We start from the raw sequence: 11386 nt of genomic DNA, 5'->3' as shown, positions 1-11386 counted from the left end.
GCTTTCGGGAGCAAGCCACCTCCCACATTTGTTTTAGTGGTGTATGGGCGCTGTTCAAATAATCACCAATCACCTTGCACCCTTTCTCCCCCTTCTCTACAATTGCGCCCCTTGCCTTCCTGGCAGGCACCGATGTGCCTCCCTGCGGCAAGATCCATAAGTGTCATTCACTCCTTGTCTGACCGTTTTTGAGCGGCAGGCTACAACCCGTAAGGAGCATTCATGCGTCATTACGAAATCATCTTTTTGGTCCACCCGGATCAAAGCGAGCAAGTCGGCGGCATGGTTGAGCGTTACACCAAGCTGATCGAAGAAGACGGCGGCAAAATCCACCGTCTGGAAGATTGGGGCCGTCGTCAACTGGCCTACGCAATCAACAATGTTCACAAGGCTCACTACGTGATGCTGAACGTTGAGTGCACTGGCAAGGCCCTGGCCGAGCTGGAAGACAACTTCCGCTACAACGATGCAGTGATCCGTAACCTGGTCATCCGTCGCGAAGAAGCCGTTACCGGCCAATCCGAGATGCTCAAGGCTGAAGAAAACCGCAGTGAGCGCCGTGAGCGTCGCGACCGTCCTGAGCACGAAGGCGCTGATAGCGCTGACAGTGATGACAGCGACAACAGCGATAACGCTGACGAGTAATCCACGGACCTTTTAAGGAGCCTATCAAATGGCACGTTTCTTCCGTCGTCGTAAATTCTGCCGCTTCACCGCTGAAGACGTGAAAGAGATCGATTACAAAGATCTCAACACTCTGAAAGCCTACGTATCCGAGACCGGCAAAATCGTTCCAAGCCGTATCACCGGTACCAAAGCACGTTATCAGCGTCAGCTGGCCACCGCTATCAAGCGCGCCCGCTTCCTGGCCCTGCTGGCCTACACCGACAGCCACGGCCGCTGAGACCGGGCAGTCGACAAGTAGTAAGGGATTGAATGCATGCGCGCCTTAGCTGAGTTCATCATGCGCGGTCGTGTGCAGGCCACTCTGGTAGTGGCTGGATGTGCGGCATTGCCGTTGCTTTATTGGTTGGGTGCTGCCGCAGGTTGCCTTGTGCTCCTGCGGCGCGGTTTGAAGGACGCCCTTGGCGTTCTTGCCCTGGGACTGCTGCCGGCCTTGGTCTGGTGGCTGCAATTCGACGATCCACGCGTGCTTCTGGTACTGCTGGGGTCATCGAGCCTTGCGTTGGTTTTACGCGCAAGCGAGTCCTGGGTCCGCACGCTGCTGGTCAGCGTGGCATTGGGGTTGGTGTACTCAGTAATGCTTGGCGCGGCTTTCCGCCCGCATATCGAGGCGCTGGCGCAGGAGATCGTCAAGATCCTGCCGCTGGCCCTCGGGGATCTCTACCAGCAGTTGACGGTAGATGAGCGAGCGCGCCTTGCGGCACTGATTGCACCGGTCCTGACCGGCCTGATAGCGGCACTGTTGCAGATCGTCAGCGTGCTGAGCCTGATTCTTGGGCGTTATTGGCAGGCGTTGTTGTACAACCCGGGTGGTTTTGGTCGCGAATTTCGCAGTATCAGAATCCCTGCGGGGCCGGCGATGTTGCTGCTGGCGTGCATGGTTGTCGGACCGAACTTCGGTCCACAGATGGCCTTGCTGGCGCCGATTTGCAGCGTACCGCTGGTGTTTGCCGGACTGGCCCTGATTCACGGGCTGGTTGCGCGAAAGCGCCTGGCCAAGTTCTGGCTGGTGGGGTTGTACGTCACGCTGTTGCTGTTCATGCAGCTGATCTATCCGTTACTCGTGGTCTTGGCCATTGTCGACGGCCTGATTGATTTTCGCGGTCGTCTCGCGTCGAAAGACGCCGATAACGCGAACGGTGAAGGTTAAAAGTTAGAGGATTTTCACATGCAACTGATCCTTCTGGAAAAAGTCGCCAACCTGGGCAACCTGGGCGACAAAGTGAACGTTAAGGCCGGCTACGGTCGTAACTACCTGCTGCCATACGGCAAAGCCACCGCTGCAACCGCTGCCAACCTGGCTGCGTTTGAAGAGCGTCGTGCTGAGCTGGAAAAAGCCGCAGCAGACAAAAAAGCGTCGGCCGAAACTCGCGCTGCCCAACTGGCTGAGCTGGAAGTGACTATCACTGCCACCGCCGGTGACGAAGGCAAGCTGTTCGGTTCGATCGGCACCCACGACATCGCTGATGCACTGACCGCCTCCGGCGTTGAAGTGCAGAAGAGCGAAGTTCGTCTGCCGAACGGCACCATCCGCAACGTAGGCGAATTCGACGTAGCCGTGCACCTGCACGCTGAAGTTGAAGCCACCGTACGCGTTGTCGTGGTAGCAGCTTAAGCAGCACCTAACTGACTGGCACCTCGCGTGCCAGGCGGTTAACATCGGGCACGATCCTGTTTACAGGTCGTGCCTTTTGTTTTTCTACAAACCCCTAATTCCAAGTGGCCATGAACGATATTTCAGCTCCTGAGCAATACGATCTGCAAACCGCTGCCCTGAAGGTGCCGCCGCATTCCATCGAGGCCGAACAGGCCGTGCTCGGTGGCCTGATGCTGGATAACAACGCCTGGGAACGCGTGCTGGATCAAGTCTCGGACGGTGATTTCTATCGGCATGACCATCGCCTAATCTTCCGTGCCATTGCCAAGCTGGCCGACCAGAACTCGCCGATCGACGTGGTGACCCTGGCCGAACAGCTGGACAAGGAAGGCCAGACCTCCCAGGTCGGCGGCCTGGGTTATCTCGGCGAGTTGGCGAAAAACACGCCGTCCGTCGCCAACATCAAGGCGTATGCGCAGATCGTCCGCGAGCGCGCCACGCTGCGCCAACTGATCGGCATCAGCACCGAGATCGCCGACAGTGCCTTCAACCCCGAAGGCCGTACCGCCGCCGAGATTCTCGACGAAGCCGAGCGCCAGATCTTCCAGATCGCCGAAGCGCGTCCCAAGACCGGCGGCCCGGTAGGCGTCAACGAGCTGTTGACCAAGGCCATCGACCGTATCGACACGTTGTTCAACACCGACAACGCGATCACCGGTATCTCCACCGGCTACACCGACCTCGACGAGAAAACCAGTGGCCTGCAGCCGGCTGACTTGATCATCGTCGCCGGCCGTCCATCCATGGGTAAAACCACCTTTGCGATGAACCTGGTGGAAAACGCGGTGTTGCGCAGCGACAAGACGGTACTGGTGTACTCCCTCGAGATGCCAGGCGAATCGCTGGTCATGCGTATGCTCTCCTCGCTCGGCCGTATCGACCAGACCAAGGTGCGTGCCGGTCGCCTGGAAGACGACGATTGGCCGCGCCTGACCTCGGCGGTCAACCTGCTCAACGACCGCAAGTTGTTCATCGATGACACCGCCGGTATCAGCCCGTCCGAGATGCGCGCACGTACCCGCCGCCTGGTGCGCGAGCACGGCGACATCGCCCTGATCATGATCGACTACCTGCAGTTGATGCAGATCCCGGGCTCCAGCGGCGACAATCGGACCAACGAGATTTCCGAAATCTCGCGGTCCCTGAAGGCCCTGGCCAAGGAATTCAACTGCCCGGTGGTGGCGCTGTCCCAGCTCAACCGTTCCCTGGAACAACGTCCCAACAAGCGCCCGGTGAACTCCGACTTGCGTGAATCCGGAGCGATCGAGCAGGACGCCGACGTCATCATGTTCGTGTACCGCGACGAGGTGTACCACCCCGAGACCGAGCACAAGGGCATTGCCGAGATCATCATCGGCAAGCAGCGGAACGGGCCGATCGGCTTTATCCGCCTGGCGTTCATCGGCAAGTACACGCGTTTCGAGAACCTGGCTCCGGGCAGTTACAACTTCGACGACGACGAGTAAGCCTCAGCGCCTTCAAGGGCCTGATCGCCGGCACGCCAGCGGCCACATCTGGATGTATTCACTAATCAGTGTGGGAGCGGGCCTGCCCGCGATGGCTTCAGCACAATTCCGACTATTGCCGTCGGAATTGGTCAAAATTTGTGCTATATTCCGCGCCCGCGATTTTTCATCTCAACACCGGTCACCGTCATGCAAACAGCCAAGCCGTTATTTGACTATCCCAAGTACTGGGCCGAATGTTTCGGTCCTGCGCCATTCCTGCCAATGAGCAGGGAGGAGATGGATCAGCTTGGCTGGGATTCCTGCGACATCATCATCGTCACCGGTGATGCGTACGTGGACCACCCATCGTTCGGCATGGCCATCATCGGCCGGCTGCTGGAGTCCCAGGGCTTTCGCGTCGGGATCATTGCCCAGCCGAACTGGCAGTCCAAAGACGACTTCATGAAGCTTGGCGAGCCGAACCTGTTCTTCGGCGTCGCGGCCGGCAACATGGACTCGATGATCAACCGCTACACCGCCGACAAGAAAATCCGTTCCGACGACGCCTACACCCCTGGCGGCATGGCCGGCAAACGCCCGGACCGCGCGAGCTTGGTGTACAGCCAGCGTTGCAAGGAAGCCTACAAGAACGTGCCGATCGTGCTCGGTGGCATCGAAGCCTCCCTGCGTCGCATCGCCCATTACGACTACTGGCAGGACCGTGTGCGCAACTCGATCCTGATCGACGCCACCGCCGATATCCTGCTGTACGGCAACGCCGAGCGCGCTATCGTCGAAGTGGCACAGCGCCTGTCGTGGGGTCACAAGATCGAAGACATCACCGACGTGCGCGGCACCGCGTTCATTCGTCGTGATACGCCGGCAGGCTGGTATGAAGTGGACTCCACGCGGATCGACCGTCCGGGCAAGATCGACAAGATCATCAACCCGTACGTGAACACCCAGGACACCCAGGCCTGCGCCATCGAGCAGGAAAAAGGCCCGCAGGACGATCCGGAAGAAGCCAAGGTCGTGCAGATCCTGGCCAGCCCGAAGATGACCCGCGACAAGACCGTGATCCGCCTGCCATCGGTGGAAAAGGTCCGTGGCGACGCGGTGCTGTATGCACACGCCAACCGCGTGCTGCACTTGGAAACCAACCCGGGCAACGCCCGCGCGCTGGTGCAGAAGCACGGTGAAGTGGACGTGTGGTTCAACCCGCCGCCGATTCCGATGACCACCGAAGAAATGGACTACGTGTTTGGCATGCCTTACGCCCGCGTTCCGCACCCGGTGTACGGCAAGGAAAAGATCCCGGCCTACGACATGATCCGTTTCTCGGTGAACATCATGCGTGGCTGCTTCGGCGGCTGCACCTTCTGCTCGATCACCGAGCACGAAGGTCGCATCATCCAGAACCGTTCCGAAGAGTCGATCATCCGCGAAATCGAAGAGATCCGCGACAAAGTGCCGGGTTTCACCGGCGTGATCTCCGACCTCGGCGGCCCGACCGCGAACATGTACCGCATCGCCTGCAAGAGCCCGGAAATCGAATCCGCGTGCCGCAAGCCGTCGTGCGTGTTCCCGGGTATCTGCCCGAACCTGAACACCGACCACTCCTCCTTGATCCAGCTGTACCGCAGCGCCCGTGCGTTGCCGGGGGTGAAGAAGATTTTGATCGCTTCCGGCCTGCGCTACGACCTCGCGGTCGAGTCGCCGGAGTACGTCAAGGAGCTGGTCACCCACCACGTCGGTGGTTACCTGAAGATCGCCCCGGAACACACCGAGGAAGGTCCGCTCAACCAGATGATGAAGCCGGGCATTGGCAGCTATGACAAGTTCAAGCGCATGTTCGAGAAGTACACCAAGGAAGCGGGCAAGGAGCAGTACCTGATCCCGTACTTCATCGCCGCCCACCCGGGCACCACCGATGAAGACATGATGAACCTGGCCCTGTGGCTCAAGGGCAACGGCTTCCGCGCCGACCAGGTGCAGGCGTTCTACCCGTCGCCGATGGCCACCGCCACCGCGATGTACCACTCGGGCAAGAACCCGCTGCGCAAGGTCACCTACAAGAGCGACGCGGTCACCATCGTCAAGAGCGAAGAGCAGCGCCGCCTGCACAAGGCCTTCTTGCGCTACCACGACCCGAAAGGCTGGCCGATGCTGCGTGAAGCGCTGACCCGCATGGGCCGTGCCGATTTGATCGGCCCGGGCAAGGACCAACTGATCCCGCTGCATCAGCCGAGCACCGACAGCTACCAGAGCGCGCGTCGCAAGAACTCGACGCCGGCCGGCAGCCACAAGGTCGCCAAGGAAACCACCACCCGGATCCTCACCCAACATACCGGCCTGCCACCGCGTGGCAGCGACGGCAGCAACCCGTGGGACAAGCGCGAGCAAGCCAAGGCCGCTGCCCAGGCGCGCAACAAGCAGGCAGCCAAGGAGCGCGCGGATGCGGCCAAGGGCAAGGGCGGCAAGCCTGCGCGCAAGCCGGTCGTGCCGCGCTGATCGCAACCTGAATATGCCAAACGCCAGCCTCGTGCTGGCGTTTTGCTTTCTATTCGCTGGCGTACCTGTTTGTTAAGGTGGCGCCCATTGAATCGCCTTCGCGAGCAAGCCCGCTCCCACATTTGTCCGAGTTCCAGCATGAGAATGCGCTCGAATGTGGGAGCGGGCTTGCTCGCGAAGGCGTCAGTTCAGGCACCCTTCATTTCAAGGAAGAACACCCATGAGCAACCCCCTGCTCAACATTGGCATGGACTCCAACCGCTCCCAATTCATGGCGCGCCAGCGCATCGAAAGCCAGATCAACCTGCCGCGCCTGTTCGCTGCCATCGATGCCGACCCCGCTATTGTTGGTGCCGGTGTTGTGTATATCGATGCCGAGTTCAACGTCGTCACTCTGCGCGAATTCCAGCCTATCTGCAGCATCGCACCCAAGCGGTTGATCCTGCGTGAGGCACAGAAGTACATCGCGCCAACGCAATTCGCCCAACAGGTGCAAGACAACCCGCGGGAGTCCCGGCTGGTGGGCGAAGCGGTCAATACCACGCTGTCGTGTGCCGGCGCGGTCATCGGTTGGATTGTGGTGCTCAGTGGTTCCGTCGCGGTCCCGTTTTCGGCAGGCGCCAGTTCGGTGGTCGTGGCGCTCGGCTACACGGCTGCGGCAGCCAGTTCCGTGCAGTGTTTTGCCAGCGGCTATCGCACGGTCAATGAGATCCGTAACCCCGCGCGCAATGATCAGCTCGACAGTGAGGAGTGGTACCAATACACCATGATTGCCCTGGATGCGGCGTCGTTGGTCGGGGTAGGTTCATCGGCGCTGGCAACGGTCAAGCTGGTGCGGCTGAATAAGGCCGCCACCGGAAAAAGTGTGAGGGAGGTGCTCAGGGGCCTGAATCGACAGGAGCGCGCCAAGTTGACCAAAGAACTGTTGAGCATCAACGATCCACGCCTGACGTCCAAGATGATCAAGCTGAAGCAGTTGTCGGGCGAGTTGCCTAAGCGGTTCACGCCCACCGAGGTCAAACATGCAACAGTCACGCAGATCAAGGATGCCTTGGGCGCAGTCATTGGGTTTACCGGCAGCGCAGTGTCGGGGAACGTGCGCACAATTGCCGTAGGGCTGTATGAGGAGGCCGAGCAATGAACGAACTGCCCAGCATTCGCAGTTTTCTGTCGACGTATTTCCCGGTCTTCATGGGGGCGATATTTGCCTCGATTTTCACCCTCGTGTTTACGGTTCCGGTGTTCTTCGACAGTTATATGCCCAGCCTGTCCATGGCAGATAACGCCAAGTACGCCTTCCTGGTGGGTATCGCGCTCACGCTAATCATCGTGCACTGCAATTTCATGATCGCCCGCGGGCATCCCCAATGGACGTGGCCGGTCGTGGTGCTTTTGGGGGTGTGCTTTCTGAGTGTACTGCCAACCCTAAATGATCAACCGAATGCGCTGATGTATGCCTTGAGCCTGTTGTTCCCATTGCTTGGGCTATTGCTGTTCAACAGCAAGCGTCACCGTGAAATGCGCCAGAAACTGGTCGAAGTTCGCCTCCTGCGCGAAGCCATCAGCGCCCGCCAAAAAGCTCGCTGACTGGGTAGATTCACCACCCCCGCTCACATGACCGCCACATAAATGTGCAACCCTCGCACCATTACCGCAGCCACGGCGCCGTTTTGGTGCTGTACTGCACCGGGTCCCACGATAAAGCGCAATGACCGCCGCTCTGGCATAAGTCTTGCGCGCGTTGTGTCCATGCCCTGGCTCGCAGGAGGCCGCCGTGTCGATTCATGTCGCGTTGCACCACGTTACGCATTACCGCTATGACCGCGCTGTCGAACTCGGCCCACAGATCGTGCGTTTGCGCCCGGCGGCTCATAGCCGCACGCGGATTTTGTCCTACGCGCTGAAAGTGCTGCCCGAGCAGCACTTCATCAATTGGCAGCAGGACCCCCAGGGCAATTACCTGGCGCGCCTGGTGTTTCCGGAAAAGACCGACGAGTTGCGCATCGAAGTCGACCTGGTCGCCGAGATGGCGGTGTTCAACCCATTCGACTTTTTCCTCGAACCCTACGCCGAAAAAATCCCGTTCACCTACGCCGCCGATGAGCACCGCGAGCTGGCGCCGTACCTGGAAACCCTGCCGCTGACGCCGAGATTTGCCGCCTACCTTGCCGGCATCGACCGTACTCCGCTGCCGGCCGTGGATTTCCTGGTCGGCCTCAACCAGCGCCTGGCTGCCGATATCGGTTATCTGATCCGCATGGAGCCGGGCGTGCAGACCCCGGAATTTACCCTGGAAAACGCCTCCGGTTCCTGCCGCGATTCGGCCTGGCTGCTGGTGCAATTGCTGCGCAACCTGGGCTTGGCGGCGCGGTTTGTGTCCGGCTATCTGATCCAGCTCACCGCCGACGTCAAAGCCCTCGACGGCCCGTCCGGCACGGAGGTGGACTTCACCGACTTGCACGCCTGGTGCGAGGTGTATTTGCCCGGTGCCGGCTGGATTGGCCTGGATGCCACCTCCGGGCTGTTCGCCGGTGAAGGGCATATCCCGCTCGCTTGCAGTCCCGATCCATCATCCGCCGCGCCAATCAGTGGGTTGGTGGAACCCTGCGAGTGCGAATTTACCCACGAGATGTCGGTTGAACGCATTTGGGAAGCGCCACGCGTCACCAAGCCCTACACCGAAGAGCAATGGCTGGCGATCCAGGCCCTGGGCCGGCAGATTGACGGCGACCTGCTCAAGGATGACGTGCGCCTGACCATGGGCGGCGAGCCGACCTTCGTGTCCATCGACGACCCCGACGGCGCCGAGTGGAACACCGCCGCCCTCGGGCCCGACAAGCGACGGCTGTCCGCCGAGCTGTTCCAGCGCATGCGCAAGCACTATGCGCCCAAAGGCCTGGTGCACTTTGGCCAGGGCAAGTGGTACCCCGGCGAGCAACTGCCGCGTTGGTCGCTCAATTGTTACTGGCGCCGCGACGGCGTGCCGATCTGGCACAACAGCGCGCTGATCGCCGATGAACAACAGGACTACGGCGCCGATGGCGCGCTGGCCGGGCGTTTTCTGGCCAGCGTCGCCGAGCGTCTGAAGCTGTCGGCGCGTTTCGTGTTCCCGGCCTTCGAAGACAATTTCTATTACCTGTGGCGCGAAGGCGCGCTGCCGCAAAACGTCACCGCCCAAGACCCGCGCCTGAGTGATGACCTTGAGCGCGAACGCCTGCGCAAAGTGTTCAGCCAGGGCCTGGATAAAGTCATCGGCCAGGTGCTGCCGCTGGCGCGCACCGCCGCCAATGATCGCTGGCAGAGCGGGCGCTGGTACTTGCGCGATAACCATTGCCGTCTGGTGCCAGGCGATTCGCCGCTGGGCTATCGCCTGCCCTTGGCCTCGCAACCGTGGGTGACGGCGGCGGAATATCCCTTTGTGCATCCCACCGACCCGAACCAGGATCAGCCGGGGCTGCCGACAACCGCGCAACTGCAGAGCCACGGTGAACCTGCGCCGAGCGACGAGCGCGTGCCGAAGGTAGACGAGTCAGCCGACTGGCTGACCCGTACCGCCCTGTGCGCCGAGGCCAGGGAAGGGCGCCTGTACCTGTTTATGCCGCCGCTGGAGCGCGTCGAGGATTACCTGGAGCTGGTGGCCGCCATCGAAGCCACCGCCGAAGAGCTGCATTGCCCGGTGCTGCTCGAAGGCTACGAGCCGCCGGCGGATACGCGCCTGAGCAACTTCCGCGTTACGCCGGACCCTGGTGTGATCGAGGTCAACGTGCAGCCGTCCGCCACCTGGGACGAGTTGGTGGAGCGCACCGAATTCCTCTACGAAGAGGCTCGGCAAACCCGGCTGACCACCGAGAAATTCATGATCGACGGCCGTCACACCGGCACCGGCGGCGGTAACCACTTTGTACTCGGCGGCGCGACGCCCAAGGATTCACCGTTCCTGCGCAGGCCGGATTTGCTGCGCAGTCTGATCAGCTACTGGCATAACCATCCTTCGCTCTCGTACCTGTTTTCCGGCCTGTTCATCGGCCCGACTTCCCAGGCGCCACGGGTCGACGAAGCACGCAACGATGCGCTGTACGAGCTGGAAATCGCCTTCGCGCAAATGCCCGAACCGGGCGAGGAGTGTCCGCCGTGGTTGGTGGACCGCTTGCTGCGCAACCTGCTGATCGACGTGACTGGCAACACCCACCGCGCCGAATTCTGCATCGACAAACTCTACTCGCCGGATGGGGCCACCGGCCGCCTGGGCCTGCTGGAATTGCGCGCCTTTGAAATGCCGCCCCATGCGCGCATGAGCTTGACCCAGCAGCTGTTGCTGCGCGCGTTGGTCGCGCGCTTCTGGCGTGAGCCCTATGCACCGCCAAAACTGGCGCGCTGGGGCACCGAACTGCACGACCGTTTCCTGCTGCCGCACTTTATCGAGCAGGACTTTGCCGATGTGATCGTCGAACTCAATGCCGCCGGTTACCCACTGCGCGCCGAATGGTTTGCCGCGCACCTGGAATTCCGTTTTCCCAAGGTCGGCGACTACGCAGTCAGCGGCATCGAACTGGAACTGCGCCAGGCCCTGGAGCCCTGGCATGTACTCGGTGAAGAGGGCGCGGTGGGCGGCACCGTGCGTTATGTCGATTCATCGCTGGAGCGCTTGCAGGTGAAGTTGAGCGGCTTGCCGCCGCAGCGTTATCTGCTGACCTGCAATGGCATCCCGGTGCCGCTGCAACCCACCGGGCGCGTCGGCGAGTTCGTTGCCGGCGTGCGTTACCGCGCCTGGCAACCGGCCAACTGTCTGCAACCGACCATCGCGGTGCATGCGCCGTTGGTATTCGATCTGCTCGACACCTGGATGCAGCGCTCCCTGGGCGGCTGCCAGTACCACGTGGCCCATCCGGGCGGGCGCAACTACGACAGCTTGCCGGTGAATGCCAATGAAGCCGAGAGCCGGCGGATGGCGCGGTTTTTCAGGTTGGGGCATACGCCTGGGAAGCTGCAGGTACCGACGATGATCATCAACGATGAGCTACCGATGACCCTGGATTTACGGCGTTTCCCCAATAAAAATGACTGAACGCGGTTGGAAAATGTGGGC

9 protein-coding genes are annotated in these 11386 nt (G+C 60.9%); all 9 read left to right on the top strand.

Annotated features, from left to right (window positions below; all coding sequences use genetic code 11):
- Positions 1–222: 222 nt before the first annotated feature.
- The 9 genes from rpsF to QMX97_RS17600 all read left to right on the top strand — a co-directional run bounded on the left by rpsF (position 223) and on the right by QMX97_RS17600 (position 11365).
- A complete protein-coding gene (rpsF, locus tag QMX97_RS17640) occupies positions 223–645 on the top strand; it encodes a 30S ribosomal protein S6 (RefSeq protein ID WP_003236224.1) in 423 nt (140 codons plus the stop codon).
- A 28-nt stretch (positions 646–673) separates the two neighbouring features.
- Complete coding sequence (gene rpsR, locus QMX97_RS17635; protein ID WP_002551829.1) at positions 674–904, top strand: 30S ribosomal protein S18; 231 nt, start codon at positions 674–676, stop codon at positions 902–904.
- A 36-nt stretch (positions 905–940) separates the two neighbouring features.
- The gene (locus QMX97_RS17630; RefSeq protein ID WP_065900138.1) at positions 941–1834 is read left to right on the top strand and encodes a hypothetical protein; all 894 of its coding nucleotides are present in this window, start codon (positions 941–943) and stop codon (positions 1832–1834) included.
- Between the two features lie 18 nt (positions 1835–1852).
- On the top strand, positions 1853–2299 hold the full coding sequence (gene rplI / locus QMX97_RS17625) for a 50S ribosomal protein L9 (RefSeq protein WP_003171376.1): 447 nt from the start codon (positions 1853–1855) through the stop codon (positions 2297–2299).
- Between the two features lie 110 nt (positions 2300–2409).
- Complete coding sequence (dnaB, locus tag QMX97_RS17620; protein WP_065900140.1) at positions 2410–3807, top strand: replicative DNA helicase; 1398 nt, start codon at positions 2410–2412, stop codon at positions 3805–3807.
- Positions 3808–3996: 189 nt separating this feature from the next.
- The gene (locus tag QMX97_RS17615) at positions 3997–6300 is read left to right on the top strand and encodes a YgiQ family radical SAM protein (protein WP_065900141.1); all 2304 of its coding nucleotides are present in this window, start codon (positions 3997–3999) and stop codon (positions 6298–6300) included.
- 220 nt (positions 6301–6520) lie between these two features.
- Positions 6521–7441, top strand: a complete 921-nt coding sequence (locus tag QMX97_RS17610) for an NAD synthetase (RefSeq protein ID WP_065900142.1) — start codon at positions 6521–6523, stop codon at positions 7439–7441.
- Positions 7438–7887 (top strand): hypothetical protein, encoded by a 450-nt coding sequence (locus QMX97_RS17605; RefSeq protein WP_282397332.1) that lies wholly within the window; start codon positions 7438–7440, stop codon positions 7885–7887. The genes QMX97_RS17610 and QMX97_RS17605 overlap by 4 nt, the downstream gene beginning before the upstream one ends.
- A 187-nt stretch (positions 7888–8074) precedes the next feature.
- On the top strand, positions 8075–11365 hold the full coding sequence (locus tag QMX97_RS17600; RefSeq protein ID WP_282397331.1) for a transglutaminase family protein: 3291 nt from the start codon (positions 8075–8077) through the stop codon (positions 11363–11365).
- Positions 11366–11386: the final 21 nt, after the last annotated feature.

Source organism: Pseudomonas sp. PS01298, assembly GCF_029959745.1.
GTDB classification, from domain to species: Bacteria; Pseudomonadota; Gammaproteobacteria; order Pseudomonadales; family Pseudomonadaceae; genus Aquipseudomonas; species Aquipseudomonas aylmerensis.
Note: the sequence above shows the minus strand (reverse complement) of the source record. Positions and strands in the feature narration are given on the sequence as shown.

Bases quoted from the DNA above. Each gene is read 5' to 3' on its own strand.
- QMX97_RS17630 (WP_065900138.1), top strand. From the start codon at position 941: ATGCGCGCCTTAGCTGAGTTCATCATGCGCGGTCGTGTGCAGGCCACT.
- dnaB (WP_065900140.1), top strand. From the start codon at position 2,410: ATGAACGATATTTCAGCTCCTGAGCAATACGATCTGCAAACCGCTGCC.
- rpsR (WP_002551829.1), top strand. From the start codon at position 674: ATGGCACGTTTCTTCCGTCGTCGTAAATTCTGCCGCTTCACCGCTGAA.
- QMX97_RS17605 (WP_282397332.1), top strand. From the start codon at position 7,438: ATGAACGAACTGCCCAGCATTCGCAGTTTTCTGTCGACGTATTTCCCG.
- QMX97_RS17615 (WP_065900141.1), top strand. From the start codon at position 3,997: ATGCAAACAGCCAAGCCGTTATTTGACTATCCCAAGTACTGGGCCGAA.
- rplI (WP_003171376.1), top strand. From the start codon at position 1,853: ATGCAACTGATCCTTCTGGAAAAAGTCGCCAACCTGGGCAACCTGGGC.
- QMX97_RS17610 (WP_065900142.1), top strand. From the start codon at position 6,521: ATGAGCAACCCCCTGCTCAACATTGGCATGGACTCCAACCGCTCCCAA.
- rpsF (WP_003236224.1), top strand. From the start codon at position 223: ATGCGTCATTACGAAATCATCTTTTTGGTCCACCCGGATCAAAGCGAG.